Origin of the sequence: Polaribacter huanghezhanensis (assembly GCF_030444335.1) — a bacterium.
Taxonomy (GTDB): Bacteria; Bacteroidota; Bacteroidia; order Flavobacteriales; family Flavobacteriaceae; genus Polaribacter; species Polaribacter huanghezhanensis.
Genome location: NZ_CP128595.1, coordinates 780,452 through 801,909 on the forward strand (window position 1 = coordinate 780,452; position 21,458 = coordinate 801,909).

Genomic DNA, 21,458 nt, shown 5'->3' on the forward strand with positions numbered 1-21,458 from the left:
AAAATTAGTGATAAAATAGCGTATATTTGTTACTCTTATTTTTTATTAGTAAAAAAATGTCAGACGCTTTAGTAATCATTCCTACATATAACGAAAAAGAAAATATCGAAGCGATAATTAGAGCTGTATTTAAACAAAAAAAAGCATTTGATATTTTAGTGGTTGATGACAATTCTCCTGACGGAACTTCAGCAATTGTTACGCATCTTATCAACGAATTTCCAGAAAAATTATTTATCGAAAACAGAACTGAAAAAAACGGAATAGGAACTGCATATATTCACGGATTTAAATGGGCAATCGAAAAAAAGTACGCCTATATTATAGAAATGGATGCCGATTTTTCTCACGATCCAAAAGATTTAATTAAACTCTATAATGCGTGCGCAAAAAACGATGCAGATTTGTCAATTGGTTCTCGATATTCTAAAGGAGTAAACGTGGTAAATTGGCCAATGAAACGCGTATTGCTTTCGTATTTTGCTTCTAAATATGTACGTTTTATCACCAGAATTCCTGTTCACGACACCACCGCAGGTTTTGTATGTTATAAACGAAAAGTGCTTGAAACTATAAAGCTCGACAAAATTAGATTTGTTGGTTATGCCTTTCAAATAGAAATGAAATTTAAAGCGTGGAAACACAAATTTAACATTCAAGAAGTTTCCGTTATTTTTACTGATAGAACATTAGGAGAATCTAAAATGAGTGGATCAATTGTGTATGAAGCCTTGTTTGGTGTATTAAAATTAAGACTCAAAGGAATTCCGAAATAACATGAATAGAACGGTAATAAAAAATGCGCAAATAGTAAACGAAAACATTGTTTTTAAAGGCGATTTGCTGATCGAAAACAACATTATAAAAGAAATTTCTAAACATATTTCTGCTTCAGAAAACACCAATATTATTGATGCAAATGGCAGTTTTTTATTGCCTGGTTTTATAGATGATCAAGTGCATTTTCGTGAACCAGGATTAACACATAAAGCAAACATCGCCACAGAAAGTAAAGCGGCAATTGCTGGCGGAATTACTTCTTTTATAGAAATGCCAAACACCGTTCCGCAGGCTACAACACAAGAATTGTTAGAGGATAAATTTAAAATTGCTGCAAAAGATTCGTACGCAAATTATTCATTTATGTTTGGCGGCACCAACGATAATTTAGAAGAATTGCTAAAAACAAATCCTAAAAAGGTCGCCGGAATAAAATTATTCTTAGGTTCATCAACAGGAAATATGTTGGTGGATAATGAAGAAGTGTTAGAAAAAATATTTTCATCTACAAAGATGTTAATTTCGGTTCATTGCGAAGACGAAGCTACCATCAGAAAAAATACCGAACACTATAAGGCTATTTATGGCGATGATATTCCGTTAAAATTTCATCCAATTATACGAAGCGAAGAAGCCTGTTATTTGTCATCATCAAGAGCAATTGAATTGGCTAAAAAAACCGGAGCAAGATTGCATATTTTTCATCTTTCAACAGAAAAGGAAACACATCTTTTTAGAAATGACATTCCGTTAGAAGAAAAACAAATTACCGCCGAAGTTTGTATACATCATTTATGGTTTTCTGATAAAGATTACGATGAAAAAGGAACTTTGATAAAATGGAATCCAGCAGTAAAAACGGCAAATGATAGAGCGGGTTTATGGAAAGCATTATTGGACGATAGAATTGATGTAATTGCAACCGATCATGCGCCACACACAATTGAAGAAAAAAACAATGTGTATACAAAAGCTCCGAGTGGTGGACCTTTAGTGCAACATGCATTAAATGCAATTTTAGAAAAAGTAAAAGAAGGAACAATTTCTATTGAAAAAGCGGTAGAAAAAATGAGTCATAATCCGGCTAAAATCTTTAAAATAGAAAAACGCGGTTTTATAAAAGAAGGGTTTTATGCCGATTTAGTGTTGGTAAATTCCTCTCTTTCAAACACCGTTTCTAAAGAAAATATTTTATACAAATGCGGTTGGTCTCCGTTTGAAGGCACCACCTTTTCATCAACAATTACACATACTTTTGTCAACGGAAATTTGATGTACGAAAACGGAAAATTTAACGAAGAAATAAAAGGAGAACGCTTAGTTTTTAATCGATAATTATGAAAAAAATACTGTTCTTTTTAATTGTAATTGTCTTGACTTCTTGTACAAGCAACACCATTTTAAAAAAACCAAAAGATTTAATTCCGAAGGATACAATGGTGCTTTTATTGACCGATTTATTTATTGCAAAAAGCGCTTTTCCTGAAAAAAACACACTAAATCAACGTAAAATAAACTACATCCCTTTGGTATATAATAAATACAAAATTGACAGTACACGCTTTAGTAAAAGCAATTTTTATTACACGTCTAAACTTGAAGAGTATGAGTTAATTTACACTGCTGTAAACACCAAGTTGCTTGCTAAAAAAGCTGAACTAGAAGAGCTTTTAAAAGACAAATCAGAATAAGCTTCTCTAAATGTTCTTTTCTTTTTTATAAATCGCGCAAACTTCTTCAATTACTTGTTTTGTTGATTCAAAAGTAAACCCAATTGTATCTGTAAATTTTTCTGAAGAATACTGTGTTTTTCCGTGTAAAGAGTTCACCGAATCCTTAGTAATCAATCGTTTTTTTCTAGTGATAAAAGTAACAACCGCATCCATTCTTCTTAAGATTTTTGAAAGCATTCTTGAAATCCGAATTGTTGGTGGTTTTTTACCAAATTGATTCGCGATGAATGTAAAAATTTCTCGAAAGGAATTGTTTTCTGAGACTAAAATAAATTGCTCATTTTTTACCGAACTTTCTGTCAATTGAATCATTGCTTTTGCAACATCTTCTACACCAACAAAACCGGTAACTCCTTCTGTAAAATACTTAAATCCTTTTGCAGCTTTAGAAAAAAATTGCCCAGTATTTATATCCCAAAATCCAGCGCCAAGAATGACACCAGGATTTACAATTACAACATCAATTCCTTCTTGACTTCCGCGCCAAACTTCCATTTCTGCACCGTGTTTCGTAATTGCATATCCGTTATTGTTTGCCTCTGTATTCCATTCGTTTTCTTCAGTAACAATTTCGTTATTTATAGCATCCCCAATAGCGGCAATAGAACTAACATAACAGAGTTTTTTTACAGAATTGGCAATACATTGGTTGACAATATTTGCGGTTCCTTCAATATTTATTTGACGCATTTTTCGATACTCTTTTTCATCAAAAGAAACCAAAGCAGCAGCATGGTACACAATTGTAATCTCTTTAAAAACTGCTGTTAACGAAGGAACATCTGTAATATCCGCTTGTACCCAATCAATTTTAGAAAAATGCGAATCTACATCATCCGTAAAATAAGAAAAGACTCTTTTTAAAGCTTCAAAACTTTTTTCGGTTCTGTAAATTGCTTTAATCTTTTCGTTTTTTGCCGTTAATTGATATAATAAATGCGAACCAACTAAACCTGTGCCTCCTGTTACTAAAATCATATAACGAAAATAGAATTTTTTAAACGATAAATGTATCTTTGCTCACTGATTAATTTATGACGATGAAAAATTTTATTGAAGAATTACAATGGAGAGGAATGTTACACGATAGCATGCCTGGAACAGAAGAACACTTATTAGAAGAAATGCGTAGCGCGTATGTTGGCTTTGATCCAACGGCAGATTCGCTACACATTGGTAATTTAGTTCCTATTATGTTATTGGCACATTATCAAAGATGTGGACATAGACCAATTGCTTTGGTTGGAGGTGCAACGGGTATGATTGGTGATCCTTCAGGAAAATCTTCTGAACGTAATCTATTGGATGAAAAAACCTTACGTCATAATCAAGAATGTGTAAAAGCGCAATTAGGACATTTTTTAGATTTTGATTCTGATGCAAAAAATGCAGCACTTTTGGTCAATAATTACGATTGGATGAAAGAAATTTCTTTCCTAGAATTTATCAGAGATGTTGGTAAACACATTACTGTAAATTATATGATGGCAAAAGATTCTGTAAAAAACAGAATTAGCTCAGAATCTAAAGAAGGAATGTCTTTTACGGAATTTACCTATCAAATGGTTCAAGGATATGATTTCTTGCATTTGTACAGAGAAAAATCAGCAACTTTACAAATGGGTGGTTCTGATCAATGGGGAAATATTACAACCGGAACAGAATTAATTAGAAGAATTGGTGGCGGAAAAGGATACGCAATTACCTGTCCGTTAATCACAAAATCTGATGGTTCTAAATTCGGAAAGTCTGAAGGGGGAAATGTTTGGCTAGATGCCAAGAGAACTTCTGCGTATAAATTTTACCAATATTGGTTAAATACTTCTGATGAGGATGCAGAAAAATATATAAAAATATTTACTTTTTTAGACAAAGAAACAATTGATTCTTTGGTTAAAGAACACAAAGAAGCTCCACACGTTAGAGTTTTACAAAAACGTTTAGGAGAAGAAGTTACCGTTTTAGTTCACGGAAAAGAGGAGTATCAAAATGCTATAAAAGCCTCTAATATTTTGTTTGGAAAATCTACTTCTGACGATATTAAATCGTTAGACGAACAAACCTTTTTAGATGTTTTTGAAGGTGTTCCGCAAGCTTCCGTTACAAAAGAAGAGATTGAAAACGGTTTAGATATGATTGGTGCTTTGGCAGCAAAAACGAACTTTTTAGCTTCAAATTCTGATGCACGTAGAGCATTAAAAGAAAATGCTGTTTCTGTAAATAAAGAAAAAGTAAAAGAAGAATATACCATTACTTCTGATGATTTAATTGCAAATAAATATGTGTTATTACAACGCGGAAAGAAAAGTTATTTTTTATTAAACGTTGAGTAAATTTATAGAAATTCTGTCATTCCTGCGCAGGCAGGAATCTAAAACAACATTTCGATGGATTCCTGTTTCCACAGGAATGACAAACGTTAATTCTTTTTTAATTTCTCCCAATTTTTATCTGCGGATGTTTTTAATTCTTCTGCGCCTTCTTTGGTCCAAAGTTTTAAGGTATTTGTTCCCCAAGAGTTGTAAAACAAATATAATTTTCCGTCTCTAATTTCAAATGTTTTTGGATTTATAGCAACTTTTTCTCCGTTTTTACCTATTGCGTAGGCGCAATATCCGCCGTATTGAGGCATGTATTTTTTTGGTACTTTTTTAAATGTTTCTAAATTTTCTTTATTAGAAAATAGAAATTTTACGCCATCAAAAGTGGTTTGAAATTTCTTATTTCCTTTTTCTGCGTTGTTGTTAAAATATTCAACAACATCATAGCCTTCGGCGATAAAATCTTTTTTTGTATTATAATCTTGTTGTGCAAAAAAAGTGGTTGAAATACTTATAAATAGAAGTGTAATGAATTGTTTCATCTAAAATAGTTTTAAGTATAGTCGATGAACAATTTAAAAAATTACAAAAAGAATTTATTGTGGTTTACTCTTTAGATTTAAAAATCAGAATGTCCAACTCTAAATACTTTTCTTTTAGAAGACTCAAAGCAAAAGCTCCGGCAGAAGCTGTAAAAACAGAAAAGTCAAAAGCTCCTTTTATTCCAGTAGAAAAAGTCATAGATACAGCAAAAATCAACAATAAAAATCCGCTTAATTTTGCGAAAAACTCTGTTTTAAATCCAATTATTAAGAAAATTGCAAAAAGAATTTCTGCTGCGGTTGCTATAATTCCAATTGTTGAAATAAACGAAATAGGAATCCAAGGGTTTATGAGTTGAGTGTAGTTTAAAAAGTTTTCCCAATTTCCCCATGCAGAAACATCTTTGTTCCATATTCCAAATCTGTCAGCTACGGCTGATAAAAACCCCAATGATATTGCAAATCGCAAAAAGAGTTTGATTATTTTATTGCTCATATTTTCTTTATTTTCCTTAAACCTACTACAACACCATTAAATTACAACCTCTAATATCAGAATTATCAAAGCGTCCAATAATTTCGAAACTTCCGTTTTGGTGTACTTTCCCTAAATCTTGCGTAGCAATAAACGAACACGAATTGTAATTGGCTAAATCGATGACGTTAATTCCGCCTGTTTTATTTGGTTGTTGAATTGTTAATGCGTCTTCTGTGTCGCGTGTTAAGATTTTCATCCAAGGCGGGCAATCAAAAACTCCATTTCCTTTAGAATACGCTTGACTTAACAATTCTGTCATTCCGTATTCTGAGTGAATTTGAGAAACGCCAAATCCGTTTTTAAGAATTGTGTGTAATTCTTCACGAATCAATTCTTTTCTGCGCCCTTTCATTCCGCCAGTTTCCATAACGATGGTGTTTTTTAAATCGAATTGATACTCGTCTATCAAATCTAATAAAGCAAAAGAAACACCAATTAGTAAGACTTTTTTGTCTGATTGATTTAATCGAATTAACGTCTCTGACAATTCCTTTAAATTGTTTAGATAAAATCCGCTTTCTGGTTGATTAGATTTTTCAATCAAATCATTGACCATATACACCAAAGACGAACCTTTTCGTTCTAAATAATTTGGCAACAAAGCTAAAACTGTATATTCTTTTATGTCGCCATAAAAATGATGAAATCCTTTTAAATAACTTTCTTCGTACAAAGAAATATCGATTACAAAATGTTTACTAGTTACGCTTCCTGTAGTTCCAGAACTCGAAAAAGTTTCTTGGATTTCATCCAAAGAAGAAAGGATTTTTCGAGATTTAAAAAACTGAATTGGTAAAAACGGAATGTCTTTAATTTTGGTAACATCAGAAGGATGAATGTATAATAAATCACAAAAAGAACGATATACTTTATTGTTTTTAAACTGATGTTTAAATATTGCTAAAGCAACTTCTTTAAAGTTTTGGTTAGATGTACTATTAAAAATGGCGTTCTTCATGTATTGCAAAAATAGTTGATAAAAATAGCTTTAAATATAAAATGTTAAGATTGTTTATTTTTAAACAATCATTTAGATTTTGTTTAATTTATTATCTGTTAAATTATTTGTAGTTTTGATGTTCAGTTTTAACAACTAAATAAGAACAACAAAATGAGCGAATTTGGCATAAAAGAAGCACTACTACAATTAGGTGTAAAAGATATAAATAACGGAAGTTCTACAGGTTCAAACAATTTTTCTAATGGAGAAATTATTGAAAGTTACTCTCCAGTTGACGGAAAGTTAATTGGCAAAGTAAAAACCACTACTAAAGAAGATTACGAAAAAGTAATGCAAACGGCAACTGAAGCATTTTTATCTTTTAGAAATATGCCAGCTCCTCAAAGAGGAGAAATTGTTCGTCAATTTGGAAATAAATTAAGAGATTTAAAAGAACCTTTAGGAAAATTGGTTTCCTATGAAATGGGAAAATCTTTGCAAGAAGGGTATGGTGAAGTTCAAGAAATGATTGACATCTGTGATTTTGCTGTTGGATTATCAAGACAATTAAACGGACAAACAATTCCGTCTGAAAGACCAGGACACGTAATGAGAGAGCAATGGCATCCAATTGGTGTTGTCGGAATTATCTCTGCATTTAATTTTCCTGTTGCTGTTTGGGCTTGGAACACAGCATTAGCTTGGATTTGTGGTGATGTTTGTGTATGGAAAGGTTCTGAAAAAGCGCCTTTATGTACCATTGCTTGTCAAAATATTATTGCTGCAATTTTAAAAGAAAATAATTTACCAGAAGGAATTTCTTCTATTATCAATGGAGATTATAAAGTTGGTGAAATGATGACAACAGATACTAGAGTTCCTTTAGTTTCTGCAACTGGATCAACAAGAATGGGAAGAATCGTTGGTGCAACCGTTGCGCAACGTTTCGGAAAATCTTTATTAGAATTAGGTGGAAACAATGCTATTATTATTACACCAACTGCAGATTTAAAAGTAGTGGTTCCTGGTGCTGTATTTGGTGCTGTTGGAACTTGTGGACAACGTTGTACGTCTACAAGAAGATTAATTATTCACGAATCTGTGTATGATAAAGTAAGAGATGCTATTGTTGGTGCTTACGGTCAAATAAAAATTGGAAACCCTTTAGATGAGACGAAACATGTTGGTCCGTTAATTGACAGAGATGCGGTAAACAACTATTTATCCGCAATTGAAAAAGCAAAAGCTGAAGGAGGAAATGTATTGGTTCAAGGAGGCGTTTTAGAAGGAGAAGGATACGAAAGTGGTTGTTATGTTAACCCTTGTATTATTGAAGCTGAAAATCATTTTGAAATTGTACAACACGAAACTTTTGCTCCAATTTTATATTTGATGAAATATGCTGGAGACATAGAAAATGCCATCGACAAACAAAATGGTGTTGTTCAAGGATTGTCATCAGCAATTATGACTAATGAATTAAAAGAAGCTGAAAAATTCTTGTCTTATGTGGGTTCTGATTGTGGAATTGCAAATGTAAACATCGGAACTTCTGGTGCGGAAATTGGTGGCGCTTTTGGTGGAGAAAAAGAAACTGGTGGCGGACGCGAATCTGGTTCTGACGCTTGGAAAGTATACATGAGAAGACAAACAAATACAATCAATTATTCTGACGAATTGCCGTTAGCGCAAGGAATTAAATTCGATTTATAGAGATCGAATATTAAATTTATATTTAAAACCCCAACTCAATTGAGTTGGGTTTTTTGTTTTGAGAATCTAATTAAACTATTATGTCTATTTTTATCTAAACAAAAAGAAAAAAATCATGAAAAAAATTATTTATTTCTGTATTGTTATTGGTATGATTTCATGCAAATCAGAAAAAACATACAATGTTGGACAAATTATAACCTCTAAAGGTGAAATCTTAATTTGGCTACATGAAGAAACACCAAAACACAAAGCAAGTTTTACACAATTAGCAAATGATGGTTATTGGGATACTTATACCTTTAATCGTGTAATACCAAATTTTGTTGCTCAAGCTGGTTGCCCAGATACACCAGAAGGTTTTAACGATCCAGAATATTTATTAGAACCCGAGTTTAATAAAAAGTTGCGTCATGTATATGGTGCTGTTGGTGCTGGTCGTGATGATAACCCAAAAATGCTTTCTGCTAGATGCCAATTTTATATTGTTCAAAATAAAAATGGTTTAAGTAGATTAGATGACAAATACACCATTTTTGGAAAAGTTATTAAAGGTATGGATGTTGTAAATACAATAACAAATATAGAACGCGATTCTACCAATAAACCACTTACAGATATTTCGCTAGATGTAAATATGATTAAAATAAAAGCATCTGAGTTAGAAAAAATATATCCAGAAGGCGTACAAATAAAATAATTATGAAGATTAAACCAAGTTAAAAAAAAATAGTCTAAGCGTAGATGTTCCAGGTAAAAAAATAATTTATTCGTATAACTGGTAGTCAAAAAAAAATTAAAAACTAAAAACAAGTATAAAATGAAAGCAAAACACTTCGTAATTACAATCCTATTTTTTATTGGAGCATTAACAACAGTTCAGGCTCAAAGAGGTGAGCGCCCAGATCCAAAAGTACAAGCAAAAACAAATGCAGATACTTGGCAAAAAGAATTTGGTTTGTCTGATGACCAAAGAACAAAAGTGTATGATCTTCTTATAAAGTCTGCAGAAGACAGAACTAAGAAAATGACTGAATTAAGATCGAGTGGGGATAGAGAAGGAATGCGTGAAGCTTTTACAAAACTTCAAGCAGAAACAGACAAAGGATTGAAAGCAATATTTACTGACGCTCAATGGATAAAGTATGAAAATTGGAAAAAAGAAAACCCTCCAAGAAGAAGAAGTAGAGGAGGAAATTAACAACCTCAGCAAATAGCAAAAAACCAACTCAAATGAGTTGGTTTTTTTATTTTGTTAAACTTGACTTTCTTAAAAAAACCGCTAACTTCGTTTAACGTCTGATAAAATGAATTAAAACTCACGTTATCATTATAGTTGTGCCTAATTAAACAAACACCTGAAATTTGGACGAAATAATTATAGATTGGAATTTGATTTTTGATGTTTTGCAAAATATAGCAATAATAATTGCTTCTTCTGTTGCTATATATGGAATCAACTCTTGGAGACGAGAAGCAAAATGGAAAAGAAAATATGAATTAGCAGAAGAAGTTTTGGCTAGCTTATATGAATCACATCACGCCATAAAAGTGATTAGAAGTCCTATTGGATTTGGAAATGAAGGTTCATCTAGAGAGAAAAACGAAAATGAAACACCACAAGAAACTGAGATATACAACCAGGCATATGTTTCCAGAGAGAGATTTGAAAGAAATAGAAAACCTTTAGAAAAGTTACATACTTTAAAATATAGATTCATAGCTCTTCACGGAAAGGAATTTGAAGAACATTTTGACAAATTTAGTCAGACAATGAATAAAATATTCTTTGCATCGGACCAAATTGCAATGGTAAAACTTGGTCAATACGGAGAGGATAAAAAATTAATTGGAGAAATTTTAAAAGAAAGCAGAGCTAATTTATATGCTCGAATTCAAGGAGACGATGAAATTGAAAAGGAATTACAAGAAGCAATGAAAGTTATAGAAAATAAATGTCGTTCAATCATAGGAAAAAATAACTAGGCACAACAATGTATAACTAAAATTGCTTAATTCAATAAAATATAATGTTACTTAATCAAAAAAATATTAATTTTAAACATCGAAAAATCTCCGATTTTTAAGTCGCACAAATCTTTTAAAATCCCGTTAAACGAACCTTACTAATTATACTTCACCTTTCTTAAAACACGCATCGCTTCTTTGTATTTAATATACGTAGTTTTATCTGCAATATTTTTAATGTATTCTTTTGCTTTTCGTAATTGAGTTGGCGCGTCTAAATATCCGTGTAAATAGCAAATTAAATAATTGGTTGGCAATCTAAAAACATCTTCGTGCTCGGTAACAGAAAGTGCTTGTTTTGCAATTATCTTTTTTACAATTGCATTGTTGTTTTGATAAATATGATTAATAATTGTTGTATCAAAAGCTGGTGGTTTAAACAATAGTTCGTTTACAAGATCGTGTTTGCCGTTCTCTTTAAAATGAATAATCGTTTTTTCTAACGGATAATGAATTTCTTTTTTATCGATTCCTAATAAAATATATTCTGTAATAATAAATGAGTGCGAATTGTAACTAATTTGAACTTCGTCTAAGGCAGAAAAAAACAACTGAACTTGTTCGTTTATCAATTCGATATCAACTCTAGAAAAAAATTCCTCTCCGTTTATAATCGATTTTTTTCCAGCCCAACACAACACAAACTGCTCGTTAAAAACTTTGTACTGCGGATTGTATTCCTTTTTATGATTATTGATGAAATCAAAAACTCCGTTTAGTGTTAACTCAATATTATTGCTGGCGTTTTTCTCAATTGCCTCAACAATTTCTTGATTGGTGTTTTTAAGTTCAAAACCTCCTTTTGATGACATCGAATTACTTCCGCGTCTAAAAAAAACGGAACCTTGTTTGTATTTCCAAGCATTTTTTGAGAGTGATGTAATGTTATTATTTGGCAAAACAGTAACCAATCCAATTACTTTATGACGCGGTAATGTTGGAAACGGAACATTTTCGTACTGTATTTTTGGCGGGTTTGTTAAATAGGCATTCGCAAGGTTTTGGATTTTGCTGTCATCAAAAAAATCAACACCAATAATTTTATTTTCTTCGTCTTCTATGCCAATAACAATATAAGAATTGTTTGTTGGATTTGAATTTGACAAGGCACAAATGTGTTTTATAAATTTTGCTTTTCCTTCTTTATTATGCAATGATAATTTTTGCTTTTTATCATAAAAACTATTCTCATCATTATGAGAAAGTAAGTTTTTAATTAAAAGGCGTTTGTTTATCATTTAAAAAATATAAAAACATGCATTAAAAAATCCCAATTCTAATAAGGTTTGGCATACAGTTTGACTAATTTATATCGAAACACTAAAAATGTAATTAATTATGAAAATTAAGAATTTTATTTTAAGTTTAGTAATAATAGTGGCTTTTAACTTTACAAGTTGCTCTAAAAGTGGTGAAAGTACCTCTACCGTTAAAATAAATTTAGTAGATGCTCCTGGAAAGTATGAAAAAGTATTAGTTAATATCATTGATCTACAGTATAACAGAAGTGATGATAATGCTGGTTGGATAAGTTTTAATGGATTTATTCCTCCCACAACAAATGATCCTTTTAACCGTATAGATCTTACCGAACTAATTGCTGGCACTTCTTTAGTGTTAACAAATGAAGATGTTGAGTCTGGAGCACTAAAACACATTAGATTGGTTTTAGGCGATAATAATGCTTTAGTGTTTGAAGGAGGAACTCAAGAAGTAGCTCTTTCAACACCTAGTGCGCAACAATCTGGTTTAAAAATTAATGTTAATACTAATTTAGAGCCTGGTTTTTCTTATAACTTTATTTTAGATTGGGATGTGCAAAAATCTATTGTAGAAGCAGGTGGTTCTGGAACATATAATCTAAAACCTGTAATTAGAATGATTGCTGAGGTCAATTCTGGAACAATTGAAGGTAGAATAGCAGATACAGACGAAACAACAACTAATCTTATGCCAATTGCAAATGCAGTTGTAACAGTATATAATGATTCTGACACTTCTTTTGTAACAGCAATAAGCTCTACGTATACAAATAAAGATGGGAACTTTAGTTTAAAAGGATTAGCTAAAGGAAGCTATAAATTAAAAGTTGAAAAAGACGGATATACTACATATACATCTACTAGTTCTATATCTGTGGTAGTGGGCGAAAAGACAAATTTAGAAACTATTTCAATGTCTAAATCATCTTAGATTTTTTGGCTTATTAACACTTACTAAAAGGAGGTTCTTATCGAACCTCTTTTTTTATTGTTGTTGCACTTGCTTGTGCTGTTGGATACACAATTAAATCTTCAATATTCACATGATAAGGTCTTGTAATTACAAAGTGAATTATGTCTGCAATATCTTCTGATTGTAACGCCTTATAGCCAGCATACACTGATTTTGCCTTCTCTGTATCGCCTTTAAAGCGAACTTCAGAAAATTCTGTTTCAACAGCTCCTGGGTGAATTGCACAAACACGAATGTTGTGTTTGTTTAAATCGATTCGCATTCCTTTATTTAACGCATTTACAGCGTGTTTAGAAGCGCAATACACATTTCCGTTTGGATAGACTTCTTTTCCTGCAATAGAGCCAATATTTACAATAAATCCGCTGTTTTTTGCAGTCATTTTAGGAATGATCGCTTTAGAAACATATAATAACCCTTTTACATTAATGTCTAACATGGCATCCCAATCATCCGTATCGCCATCTTGAATGCTACTTAATCCGTGAGCGTTACCAGCGTTATTGATTAAAATATCAACATCACTAAAGTTTTCTGGCAAAGAATTGATTGCCAAAAAAACGTCTTCTTTATTTCTAACATCAAATTGCAATGTTGTTACATCAGTTAGTATTCCTAATTCTTTTTGAAGTTCTTCTAATCGTTCTTTTCTTCTTCCACAAAGAATTAAACGGATTTGATTCTTAGCAAACAGTTCTGCGGTAGCTTTTCCGATTCCGGATGTTGCTCCTGTAATAAATGCAGTTAAACTCATTGATTTTATTTTTATTAAAGATATAAAGATACTTGAGTTGAATTGAAAATCAAAAATAAAAGACATGAAAAAACCGCTCTACCTCTAGAGCGGTTTCCTTTAGTTGGTTGTTTAACCAACCAACTAAAAATCAACTAACCAAACTTTATTTTAAATGTCTTCTAACTTTCGTTTCTCTTTGTATCTTAGTTCGTTTTCTACCGTTGTTCCTTACATTTGATTTTGCTTTTCCTCCTTTTAAGAATTGTATAAAACCTCTTCCCTTAAATTTATAAGTTGTTTGCGAACTTACATGGTATAAACGTATCTTATTATCATTAATAACGCTTAATTCGAATTCTTCATTATCTCCGCTGTCATAATTAAGTGTTAAAATCTTTAGGTCGTTATAATTCTGTACATCGTATATATTATAACTCCCTACAAAACTCCAATTAATAATATCAATATTTGTGCCAAAAGGATCTTTTGACGAATAGAATGTTGTGTTATTTTCTGGTGTAAATTGTAAGAATGTTTCTTCATCAAAAGGGTTTATTGCTCCTGAATTACTTGTGCTTGTTTTTTCCCAAGCAACATATTCTTGCAGAAAATATTCGATGTTTTCATAAAACAACCTATCATAATCAAAATTATTTCTTTGATAACCAACCAAATAATAGGAAACATTATTATATGTATCTTCTATTCTGATTTCATTTGCAGAAATTTGAAATACATCAAAATCGTACGCTCCGTCTAAAGAATGATCTATTTCTAAATATCCATTATAGGTGTTATAATTTCCAACTTTAATTCCCAAACCATCTCCTGTAAGTCCAATATCTACAATATTGTTGTTTGCATAAAATTGTCCGTTAAAAAACGAAACTGTAAATGCTTTTGATAAAAAAGGAACATCTCCAGTTCCTGTAGTTTTATGATAATCTACATACCATAAATCGTATTCTGACAATACTTCTTCTAGCGGAATTTCGTAGCTATATTCATCATTTAAAAATTTACATGATGTAAATACAAACCCAGTAATAAAAAATATCAAAAGTAGTTTTGCTGATTTCATAAGCATCAATTTTATGGTTATGTTATGGTAATTTCAAATTACGTGCCAAAAAGAAAAGGCAACCATTTTGGTTGCCTTTTCTTTTTAAATTGAGTCTTCTTATTGGTAAAAAGCGCTTTCTGTTTTTTTTATTTTTGACACTTTATAATAGTAGCTTTTTTTACCAACCATATATTTTATTACAGCTTCGTTTGGCTCTAATTTAAATGGAATTGTTGGTGATGTTATTCTTGGGGGTTTCATTCTAGGTGGTATTTCTCCTTCTCTAACAGATACAGTTCGGGTGACATATATTACCTTCCTAGAAGTACTTACATTTACAACTAAGTATTCTTTTCCGTTTCTGTTTTCTATCCTAGGATTGTTTTTTCTATTTCTAAAATATATGCTTCTAATGGTTATCGCTGAATTAGTTTCAATTCCAATAATCAAATTGGTTCCGCTAACATCTGGCTGGCCTCCAACCCAGTCGTGGTAATTTGCTCCCATTATTTTAAATGGTGCATTTTCTGTTAATTTTATTGTGCTACAATTAGAAAAACTAACAATTACACATATTAGAAAAAGTAATTTTATTGATTTCATATTATCTTTTTTATATCTTAATTCAATTGTTATGCCAATTTACACAAAAAAAGAGCTTATCAATTTTGATTAGCTCTTTATAGATACTAATATATATTTCTCTTAATTATTTAGAGCTTCAGCCCCTCCAACAATTTCAAGAATTTCGTTTGTAATTGCAGCTTGACGAGCTTTATTATATGTCAATAATAAATCATCACGTAAATCTGTAGCATTGTCTGTTGCTTTATGCATTGCGGTCATACGAGCGCCATGTTCTGCAGCAAAACTATCTCTAATAGATTTATACAATTGTGTTTTTAAAGATTTCGGAATCAATTCTAAAACAATTTCTTCTTTAGATGGTTCAAAAATGTAATCTAAATTAGCATTAACATTTTCTCCTTCTACAGGTTTTATTGGTAAAAATTGTTCTACTGTTGGAATTTGTGTTGCAGCATTTTTAAATCTATTGTAAACAACCTCTATTTTATCATAGCTCCCATCAACAAATAAACTCATTAACTTCTCTGCAATTACAGCAACATTATCAAAAGTTAAATCATCAAAAATATCGTTGTTATTTTCGATAACGTTATATGTTTTTGATAAAATTCCATGTCCTTTTTTACCAATAGTAAGTAAATCTACAGTACAATTATTATAATTCTGCTCAATCGTCTTAAGTGTTTCTTTAACTACGTAAGAATTAAATCCGCCACATAATCCTCTATTAGAGGTAATTACAACGATTAACACTTTAGAAACTTCTTTCTGATTAGAATATGCACCACCAGCATCACTCTCTAAAGTAGCGCTTAAGCTTTGTAATAATTCGGTTAACTTAGATGAATATGGACGCATTGCAGTAATTGCATCTTGCGCTTTTTTCAACTTAGCAGCAGATACCATTTTCATGGCACTAGTAATCTGCATGGTAGAACCAATCGATGTTATCCTATTACGTATTTCTTTTAAGTTTGCCATTCTATATTATTTGAATGATGAAGTTTTTACTTTCATAAAAACAACAACTATATTAAGCTTAATATTTGCTTGAAATCTCTTTTGCAGCGTTTTCTAACGTAGCAATAACTTCGTCAGTTAATTTTCCTGCTTTTATCGTATCTAAAACATCTCTATGCTTAGCGTTTAGATAAGAAATATAATCTGCTTCAAACTCTTTCACCTTATTTACAGGGACTTTACTTAACAAGTTTTTAGAACCTGCATAAATAATTGCAACCTGATCTTCTACTGAATAAGGATCATTTTGTGCTTGTTTTAAAATTTCAACATTACGTTGTCCTTTAGAAATCACACTCATTGTTGCTGCATCTAAATCAGAACCAAACTTTGCAAACGCTTCTAATTCACGATATGCTGCTTGATCTAATTTTAATGTTCCAGATACTTTTTTCATTGATTTAATCTGTGCGTTACCACCAACACGAGATACAGAAATACCTACGTTAATTGCTGGACGAACACCAGAGTTAAATAAGTCTCCATCTAAGAAAATTTGTCCATCTGTAATCGAAATTACGTTTGTTGGAATATATGCTGAAACGTCACCTGCTTGTGTTTCAATAATTGGCAATGCAGTTAAAGAACCTCCACCTTTTACAATTCCTTTTAAAGAATCTGGTAAATCGTTCATTTCACTTGCAATTTTGTCGTCATTAATCACTTTTGCAGCACGTTCTAATAATCTTGAGTGTAAGTAAAATACATCTCCAGGGTACGCCTCACGTCCCGGAGGTCTTCTTAATAATAAAGAAATCTCACGGTATGCAACAGCCTGTTTAGATAAATCATCATAAATAATTAAAGCTGGTCTTCCAGAATCTCTAAAATATTCTCCAATTGCTGCTCCAGCAAACGGTGCATACACTTGCATTGCTGCAGGATCTGATGCATTTGCTGCTACAATTGTTGTATAAGACATCGCCCCTTTTTCTTCTAACATATTTGCAATTGCTGCAACTGTAGAAGCTTTTTGACCGATAGCAACATAAATACAATATACTGGCTCTCCAGCATCAAAAAATTCTTTTTGATTTAAAATAGTATCTAAAGCAACAGTAGATTTTCCTGTTTGACGGTCTCCAATGATTAACTCACGTTGTCCACGTCCAACTGGAATCATTGCGTCAATAGATTTAATTCCTGTTTGTAATGGTTCAGTTACAGGTTCTCTATAAATAACTCCAGGAGCTCTACGCTCTAAAGGCATTTCATAGGTTTTACCTTCAATGGGTCCTTTACCATCAATAGGGTTTCCTAAAGTATCAACTACACGTCCAACAACGCCTTCTCCCGCTTTTAAAGAAGCAATTCTTTCTGTTCTTTTTACTACAGAACCTTCTACAACTGATGTTGGATCTCCTAATAATACAACTCCAACATTGTCTTCTTCAAGGTTTAATACAATTCCTTCTAATCCACTTTCGAATTCTACTAATTCTCCGTATTGAACATTAGATAATCCATAAACACGAGCAATACCATCACCTACTTGTAATACAGTACCTACTTCGTTTAACGAAGCTTTTGCTTCGAAATTTGTTAATTGTTGCTTTAATATTGCTGAAACTTCAGCTGGTTTAATTGTCGCCATCTTTTTTAATTTGATGTATAATTAAATTTTTGGAATATAATGACTGTTGTCAAATTCCTTTCTTAATTCACTAAAATTGTTTGAGAGACTTGCGTCATATTGCATATCTCCAACACGTAAAATAAATCCTCCAATAATTTTTGGATCTACTCTGTTTTCTATACTTGTTTTATTCCCAGTAAGTTCAATTACTTTCTTTAAAATTTGTGCTTCTAAATCGGTTGTTAAAGGAACAGCAGTTGTAACAATAGCTGTATCTTTCAATTTTAAGAAGTTATAAATAATGGTATATTGTTGTGCTATTTGCCCTAACATTACCATCCGTTTATTATCATCTAGTAAATGAAATAACCCTAAAGAAAGAGCATTTATTTTTCCAGTAAAAAGAGCTTCTAAAACGTTCCTTTTATTTGATGATTTGATAATAGGACTTTTTAACATTGTTTGTAAATCATCGCTATGATCAATGGTTTCGTAAATAAGTAACATGTCATTATTTACTTCACCTTCTAGGTTTGACTCCTTTGCTAAGTTTAAAATAGCTCTTGCGTAACGTAATGCTGCTCTTGCTCCTTTCATACTATTATTAGGTTAAGGTAACGTCTTTAAGCATTCCTTCTACCAATTTAATTTGATCCTCTTGAGAAGCTAATTCTTTTTTAAGTATAACTTCTGCAATAACCATTGATAAATCTCCTACTTCTTTTTTCAAATGTGCTAAAGCTGCTTGTTTTTCTTGTTCTATAGCAACTACCGCACTATCAATCATCTTAGCTGCTTGTTCTTTTGCATTTTCTTTCGCTTCTGAAATCATTTTTTCTCTAATTTCACGAGCTTCTTTTAACATTGCATCTCTTTCTGCTCTTGCTTCTTTAACAAGAACTTCATTATCTGCAGTTAAGTTTTGCATTTCTTTTTTTGCGTTTTCTGCAGACTCTAAGGCTTTTTTAATTCCTTCTTCTCTATCATTAACAGCATTTAAAATAGGTTTCCATGCAAACTTTTTTAACAAAAGAACCAATGCAACAAACAGTATTGTTTGCCAGAAGAATAACCCTAAAGAAAATTCACTTAATAACTTATCCATAATATATCTTAATTAAAAATTTTGTTTAATTATTAAAAGCAGCTACAACCAACCGTTGTAGCTGCTTTATTTAGTTTTAGCTTACTGCGAATAACGCAGCAAATCCAATACCTTCAATTAAAGCTGCAGCAATAAGCATTGCAGTCTGAATTTTACCTGTCGCTTCTGGTTGACGAGCAATAGCTTCCATTGCTTTTCCACCAATTTGACCGATACCAATACCAGCTCCAATAACTACTAATCCTGCACCTACGATGTTTGGAATTACCATAATATATTTATTTTAAAATTAAACATTCAAACTAAAAATTAACTTCTACTAATGCTCATCATGTTCTTCTACCGCTGAGCCAAAATACAAGGCCGATAACATTGTAAAAATATAGGCTTGTAAAGCTGCTACTAACAACTCTAAAATCCCTAATACAAATGCTAACATAAACGAAAGTGAACTTCCTAGCCAATTATTAAAAATAAACATCATTCCAATGATACTCATTAATACAATATGTCCTGCAGTTATATTTGCATACAAACGTATCATTAATGAAAAAGGTTTAATGATTGTTCCTAATAACTCAATAGGAGCTAATATTATTTTCATTGGAATTGGCACTCCTGGCATCCAGAAAATGTGCTTCCAATAATCTTTTTTGGCTGTAAAAGTTGTAATAATGTATGTAAATATCGCCAAACAAAAAGTTACAGCTATGTTATTTGTGATATTAACTCCAATTGGAGTTAGTCCAAATAAATTTACAATCCACACAAAGAAAAAGATGGTTAAAAGATAGCTCATGTATCTCTTATAATTCTTTTCTCCAATATTTGGTTTCGCAATATCATCACGAATATACAAAACAATAGGCTCTAATAATCTTCCCATTCCTGTTGGCATTCCGTTATTTTTTTGATATGATTTTGCCATTCTTTTAAACATGAAAAACATGATTAAAAACACCACAAAAATCATGACCACATTTTTAGTGATCGAAAAATCTAAGGGTTTTGTATTTGTTGGATGATGTTCTGCATCATAAGTGATGGTTCCTTCAGCATCCGTTTTATAAATTTTATTGTGCTCAATTTTGTAGTAATTTCCATCAACTTCAGCTAAAGTTTCTCCGTGATGAAATTTAGAAGATAAAAAGACTTTTAATCCATTGTCCCATAAAATAATAGGTAAAGGAGCTCCAATATGGACTTTTTCATTATGATCATTGGTGTAAGAATACAATCCAAAATCATATGAGTCTAAAATGTGGTGATTAATATATTCTTTAATCGTAGTTTTTAAATCCTTTTCTTGTTTAGGTGCATTTATTACGTCTGTGCTTTCATTGTGTTGAGCCACAGAAACAAACGAAACTAAAAAAAGCAAAAACGCAATCTTTTTTATTGAAAATTTTCTTCTCATATCACTCGGATAATAGTGTCTTTAAAATCGGTGCAAATGTAGGTTTTTCTGTTTGTATTTAAAAATTATTTACACTTTTATTTTTGTAGATAAAACAAGTGTGTTTTTAATCTTTTTTTTCAGAGGAATTTAAAAGATGAATGAGCGATTTAATTTCTAGAATTAAACATACTAAATAAGGAACAAAGAAAGTAATAAACTCTTGTTTTGAGCTTCCCGAATTTTTGTTGTAATTCGGGTAAAAAAAGATAAAAAAGACCGTAAATTTAAAAAGGCTTCCGTACATAAAAATATAGCCTAAATAAGCAATTGCTTTTTTACTAAAAAACAACATTGCTATAAAAATTAGTATTGCCAGCAAAAAATTAACACTGTATGTCAGTATTATTTGGTGCTCAAAAAGGGGTTTTTTTATAACAAGTAAAATAGTTAAGTGAATAGCAAGAACAAATGCTAAATACAGCATTGTTTTAGAAACAAAAGCAATAATTAGGTTGTTTGGTTTAAGAATCTTCTTCATTGATTTTTTTCAATTGAACCAAAAGGCTTACCAAAGAGCCTACAAATCCAATAATGATAAATAAAAAGGTGAAATATCTTTTTTCGAATTGATAATGAGCGTCTATTTTTTTTCCAAAATAAGCTGCAACATAAATGGTAATGCCCATTTGCAATCCAACTCCTGTAAGTCTAATAAACTTATTAAGCGGTTTTTTCTTCGGAAGTTGATTTTTGTTCATTTGCGTTTAGCTCTTTTAAAGCTCCTTTCATTGTACAAGATGCGTTAAACGCGGCTCCTGGCTCTACAGATAACTTTCCTAAAATTACTTCTCCTTTAATTGATGCCGTTCCTTTTATCGTTAGCATTTTATTTACTTTTAATTCTCCAGAAAATTTCCCTTCAATATCTGCGTTATCGCAAAAAACTTTTCCCGAAACCGATCCTTCTAAGCCAATAATTACTCGTCCTTTTGTTTCTAATGTTCCCTCTAAAATTCCATCTATTCTAAAATCTCCTTCAGAACTTAAATCGCCAACAATCTTCGTGTTTTTGGCTAAAATATTTCTTTCCATTGTATTTGGTTTCTTCTGGTTACTTTCTTTACTAAACATCGGGGAATGT

At 31.5% G+C, this 21,458-nt stretch carries 25 protein-coding genes; 9 read left to right on the forward strand and 16 right to left on the reverse strand.

Features of this window, described 5'->3' with window-relative positions:
• Positions 1–56: 56 nt before the first annotated feature.
• From KCTC32516_RS03755 to KCTC32516_RS03765, 3 genes are read left to right on the forward strand one after another with little or no spacing between them, the layout of a single operon-like run.
• Positions 57–776, forward strand: a complete 720-nt coding sequence (locus tag KCTC32516_RS03755) for a polyprenol monophosphomannose synthase (protein ID WP_301402067.1) — start codon at positions 57–59, stop codon at positions 774–776.
• 1 nt (position 777) lies between these two features.
• Positions 778–2,115, forward strand: a complete 1,338-nt coding sequence (locus tag KCTC32516_RS03760; protein ID WP_301402069.1) for a dihydroorotase — start codon at positions 778–780, stop codon at positions 2,113–2,115.
• Positions 2,116–2,117: 2 nt separating this feature from the next.
• A complete protein-coding gene (locus KCTC32516_RS03765) occupies positions 2,118–2,471 on the forward strand; it encodes a DUF4296 domain-containing protein (RefSeq protein WP_301402071.1) in 354 nt (117 codons plus the stop codon).
• A 6-nt stretch (positions 2,472–2,477) separates the two neighbouring features.
• On the opposite strand, the gene KCTC32516_RS03770 is transcribed toward KCTC32516_RS03765, so the two are convergent.
• Positions 2,478–3,491 carry an NAD-dependent epimerase/dehydratase family protein gene (locus KCTC32516_RS03770; protein WP_301402073.1) on the reverse strand — a complete coding sequence of 338 codons (1,014 nt, stop codon included), beginning with the start codon at positions 3,489–3,491 and terminating at the stop codon, positions 2,478–2,480.
• A 62-nt stretch (positions 3,492–3,553) separates the two neighbouring features.
• Between KCTC32516_RS03770 and tyrS the strand changes: the two genes are divergently transcribed.
• Positions 3,554–4,846, forward strand: coding sequence for a tyrosine--tRNA ligase (gene tyrS, locus KCTC32516_RS03775; RefSeq protein ID WP_301402075.1), 1,293 nt, complete (start codon positions 3,554–3,556; stop codon positions 4,844–4,846).
• An 86-nt stretch (positions 4,847–4,932) separates the two neighbouring features.
• Here the strand turns inward: tyrS and KCTC32516_RS03780 are convergent, their stop codons facing one another.
• From KCTC32516_RS03780 to KCTC32516_RS03790, 3 genes are all read right to left on the reverse strand, one after another.
• Positions 4,933–5,376: a YHS domain-containing (seleno)protein gene (locus KCTC32516_RS03780; RefSeq protein WP_301402077.1), complete on the reverse strand. Its 444-nt coding sequence runs from the start codon at positions 5,374–5,376 to the stop codon at positions 4,933–4,935.
• Between the two features lie 64 nt (positions 5,377–5,440).
• The gene (locus tag KCTC32516_RS03785) at positions 5,441–5,872 is read right to left on the reverse strand and encodes a DoxX family protein (RefSeq protein ID WP_301402079.1); all 432 of its coding nucleotides are present in this window, start codon (positions 5,870–5,872) and stop codon (positions 5,441–5,443) included.
• A gap of 25 nt (positions 5,873–5,897) precedes the next feature.
• Positions 5,898–6,872, reverse strand: a complete 975-nt coding sequence (locus KCTC32516_RS03790; protein WP_301402081.1) for a LuxE/PaaK family acyltransferase — start codon at positions 6,870–6,872, stop codon at positions 5,898–5,900.
• A 153-nt stretch (positions 6,873–7,025) separates the two neighbouring features.
• Here KCTC32516_RS03790 and amaB point away from each other — a divergent pair, with 153 nt between their 5' ends.
• From amaB to KCTC32516_RS03810, 4 genes are all read left to right on the forward strand, one after another.
• Complete coding sequence (amaB, locus tag KCTC32516_RS03795; protein ID WP_301402083.1) at positions 7,026–8,567, forward strand: L-piperidine-6-carboxylate dehydrogenase; 1,542 nt, start codon at positions 7,026–7,028, stop codon at positions 8,565–8,567.
• Between the two features lie 115 nt (positions 8,568–8,682).
• A complete protein-coding gene (locus KCTC32516_RS03800; RefSeq protein ID WP_301402085.1) occupies positions 8,683–9,267 on the forward strand; it encodes a peptidylprolyl isomerase in 585 nt (194 codons plus the stop codon).
• Positions 9,268–9,387: 120 nt separating this feature from the next.
• The gene (locus KCTC32516_RS03805; protein ID WP_301402087.1) at positions 9,388–9,768 is read left to right on the forward strand and encodes a DUF4890 domain-containing protein; all 381 of its coding nucleotides are present in this window, start codon (positions 9,388–9,390) and stop codon (positions 9,766–9,768) included.
• Positions 9,769–9,932: 164 nt separating this feature from the next.
• A complete protein-coding gene (locus KCTC32516_RS03810; protein ID WP_301402089.1) occupies positions 9,933–10,553 on the forward strand; it encodes a hypothetical protein in 621 nt (206 codons plus the stop codon).
• A 140-nt stretch (positions 10,554–10,693) separates the two neighbouring features.
• Here the strand turns inward: KCTC32516_RS03810 and KCTC32516_RS03815 are convergent, their stop codons facing one another.
• Positions 10,694–11,833 carry an ATP-binding protein gene (locus KCTC32516_RS03815; RefSeq protein WP_301402091.1) on the reverse strand — a complete coding sequence of 380 codons (1,140 nt, stop codon included), beginning with the start codon at positions 11,831–11,833 and terminating at the stop codon, positions 10,694–10,696.
• 100 nt (positions 11,834–11,933) lie between these two features.
• On the opposite strand from KCTC32516_RS03815, the gene KCTC32516_RS03820 reads away from it, so the two are divergent.
• Complete coding sequence (locus KCTC32516_RS03820; RefSeq protein WP_301402093.1) at positions 11,934–12,788, forward strand: DUF4382 domain-containing protein; 855 nt, start codon at positions 11,934–11,936, stop codon at positions 12,786–12,788.
• Positions 12,789–12,825: 37 nt separating this feature from the next.
• On the opposite strand, the gene KCTC32516_RS03825 is transcribed toward KCTC32516_RS03820, so the two are convergent.
• The 11 genes from KCTC32516_RS03825 to KCTC32516_RS03875 form a co-directional block, all read right to left on the reverse strand.
• Entirely contained in the window at positions 12,826–13,584 is a 759-nt protein-coding gene (locus KCTC32516_RS03825; RefSeq protein ID WP_301402095.1) for an SDR family NAD(P)-dependent oxidoreductase, read from the reverse strand.
• Between the two features lie 145 nt (positions 13,585–13,729).
• Positions 13,730–14,647 (reverse strand): hypothetical protein, encoded by a 918-nt coding sequence (locus KCTC32516_RS03830; RefSeq protein WP_301402097.1) that lies wholly within the window; start codon positions 14,645–14,647, stop codon positions 13,730–13,732.
• A gap of 99 nt (positions 14,648–14,746) precedes the next feature.
• Positions 14,747–15,232 carry a hypothetical protein gene (locus tag KCTC32516_RS03835; protein WP_301402099.1) on the reverse strand — a complete coding sequence of 162 codons (486 nt, stop codon included), beginning with the start codon at positions 15,230–15,232 and terminating at the stop codon, positions 14,747–14,749.
• Positions 15,233–15,334: 102 nt separating this feature from the next.
• Positions 15,335–16,198 (reverse strand): ATP synthase F1 subunit gamma, encoded by an 864-nt coding sequence (gene atpG, locus KCTC32516_RS03840; RefSeq protein WP_301402101.1) that lies wholly within the window; start codon positions 16,196–16,198, stop codon positions 15,335–15,337.
• Between the two features lie 58 nt (positions 16,199–16,256).
• The gene (gene atpA, locus KCTC32516_RS03845; RefSeq protein ID WP_301402103.1) at positions 16,257–17,831 is read right to left on the reverse strand and encodes a F0F1 ATP synthase subunit alpha; all 1,575 of its coding nucleotides are present in this window, start codon (positions 17,829–17,831) and stop codon (positions 16,257–16,259) included.
• A gap of 21 nt (positions 17,832–17,852) precedes the next feature.
• The gene (atpH, locus tag KCTC32516_RS03850; protein WP_301402105.1) at positions 17,853–18,410 is read right to left on the reverse strand and encodes an ATP synthase F1 subunit delta; all 558 of its coding nucleotides are present in this window, start codon (positions 18,408–18,410) and stop codon (positions 17,853–17,855) included.
• A gap of 7 nt (positions 18,411–18,417) precedes the next feature.
• Positions 18,418–18,918, reverse strand: a complete 501-nt coding sequence (locus KCTC32516_RS03855; protein ID WP_301402107.1) for a F0F1 ATP synthase subunit B — start codon at positions 18,916–18,918, stop codon at positions 18,418–18,420.
• A 76-nt stretch (positions 18,919–18,994) separates the two neighbouring features.
• Positions 18,995–19,189 carry an ATP synthase F0 subunit C gene (gene atpE, locus KCTC32516_RS03860; protein ID WP_301402109.1) on the reverse strand — a complete coding sequence of 65 codons (195 nt, stop codon included), beginning with the start codon at positions 19,187–19,189 and terminating at the stop codon, positions 18,995–18,997.
• A gap of 48 nt (positions 19,190–19,237) precedes the next feature.
• A complete protein-coding gene (gene atpB, locus KCTC32516_RS03865; protein ID WP_301402110.1) occupies positions 19,238–20,335 on the reverse strand; it encodes a F0F1 ATP synthase subunit A in 1,098 nt (365 codons plus the stop codon).
• Positions 20,336–20,838: 503 nt separating this feature from the next.
• Complete coding sequence (locus KCTC32516_RS03870; RefSeq protein ID WP_301402112.1) at positions 20,839–21,075, reverse strand: AtpZ/AtpI family protein; 237 nt, start codon at positions 21,073–21,075, stop codon at positions 20,839–20,841.
• Positions 21,038–21,448 carry a bactofilin family protein gene (locus KCTC32516_RS03875; RefSeq protein ID WP_301402114.1) on the reverse strand — a complete coding sequence of 137 codons (411 nt, stop codon included), beginning with the start codon at positions 21,446–21,448 and terminating at the stop codon, positions 21,038–21,040. Before KCTC32516_RS03875 ends, KCTC32516_RS03870 begins: the two co-directional genes overlap by 38 nt.
• Positions 21,449–21,458: the final 10 nt, after the last annotated feature.

Coding starts and splice junctions, on each gene's coding strand:
- KCTC32516_RS03755 (WP_301402067.1), top strand. CDS start 57: ATGTCAGACGCTTTAGTAATCATTCCTACATATAACGAAAAAGAAAAT.
- KCTC32516_RS03760 (WP_301402069.1), top strand. CDS start 778: ATGAATAGAACGGTAATAAAAAATGCGCAAATAGTAAACGAAAACATT.
- KCTC32516_RS03765 (WP_301402071.1), top strand. CDS start 2,118: ATGAAAAAAATACTGTTCTTTTTAATTGTAATTGTCTTGACTTCTTGT.
- KCTC32516_RS03770 (WP_301402073.1), bottom strand. CDS start 3,491: ATGATTTTAGTAACAGGAGGCACAGGTTTAGTTGGTTCGCATTTATTA.
- tyrS (WP_301402075.1), top strand. CDS start 3,554: ATGAAAAATTTTATTGAAGAATTACAATGGAGAGGAATGTTACACGAT.
- KCTC32516_RS03780 (WP_301402077.1), bottom strand. CDS start 5,376: ATGAAACAATTCATTACACTTCTATTTATAAGTATTTCAACCACTTTT.
- KCTC32516_RS03785 (WP_301402079.1), bottom strand. CDS start 5,872: ATGAGCAATAAAATAATCAAACTCTTTTTGCGATTTGCAATATCATTG.
- KCTC32516_RS03790 (WP_301402081.1), bottom strand. CDS start 6,872: ATGAAGAACGCCATTTTTAATAGTACATCTAACCAAAACTTTAAAGAA.
- amaB (WP_301402083.1), top strand. CDS start 7,026: ATGAGCGAATTTGGCATAAAAGAAGCACTACTACAATTAGGTGTAAAA.
- KCTC32516_RS03800 (WP_301402085.1), top strand. CDS start 8,683: ATGAAAAAAATTATTTATTTCTGTATTGTTATTGGTATGATTTCATGC.
- KCTC32516_RS03805 (WP_301402087.1), top strand. CDS start 9,388: ATGAAAGCAAAACACTTCGTAATTACAATCCTATTTTTTATTGGAGCA.
- KCTC32516_RS03815 (WP_301402091.1), bottom strand. CDS start 11,833: ATGATAAACAAACGCCTTTTAATTAAAAACTTACTTTCTCATAATGAT.
- KCTC32516_RS03820 (WP_301402093.1), top strand. CDS start 11,934: ATGAAAATTAAGAATTTTATTTTAAGTTTAGTAATAATAGTGGCTTTT.
- KCTC32516_RS03825 (WP_301402095.1), bottom strand. CDS start 13,584: ATGAGTTTAACTGCATTTATTACAGGAGCAACATCCGGAATCGGAAAA.
- KCTC32516_RS03830 (WP_301402097.1), bottom strand. CDS start 14,647: ATGAAATCAGCAAAACTACTTTTGATATTTTTTATTACTGGGTTTGTA.
- KCTC32516_RS03835 (WP_301402099.1), bottom strand. CDS start 15,232: ATGAAATCAATAAAATTACTTTTTCTAATATGTGTAATTGTTAGTTTT.
- atpG (WP_301402101.1), bottom strand. CDS start 16,198: ATGGCAAACTTAAAAGAAATACGTAATAGGATAACATCGATTGGTTCT.
- atpA (WP_301402103.1), bottom strand. CDS start 17,831: ATGGCGACAATTAAACCAGCTGAAGTTTCAGCAATATTAAAGCAACAA.
- atpH (WP_301402105.1), bottom strand. CDS start 18,410: ATGAAAGGAGCAAGAGCAGCATTACGTTACGCAAGAGCTATTTTAAAC.
- KCTC32516_RS03855 (WP_301402107.1), bottom strand. CDS start 18,918: ATGGATAAGTTATTAAGTGAATTTTCTTTAGGGTTATTCTTCTGGCAA.
- atpE (WP_301402109.1), bottom strand. CDS start 19,189: ATGGTAATTCCAAACATCGTAGGTGCAGGATTAGTAGTTATTGGAGCT.
- atpB (WP_301402110.1), bottom strand. CDS start 20,335: ATGAGAAGAAAATTTTCAATAAAAAAGATTGCGTTTTTGCTTTTTTTA.
- KCTC32516_RS03870 (WP_301402112.1), bottom strand. CDS start 21,075: ATGAACAAAAATCAACTTCCGAAGAAAAAACCGCTTAATAAGTTTATT.
- KCTC32516_RS03875 (WP_301402114.1), bottom strand. CDS start 21,448: ATGTTTAGTAAAGAAAGTAACCAGAAGAAACCAAATACAATGGAAAGA.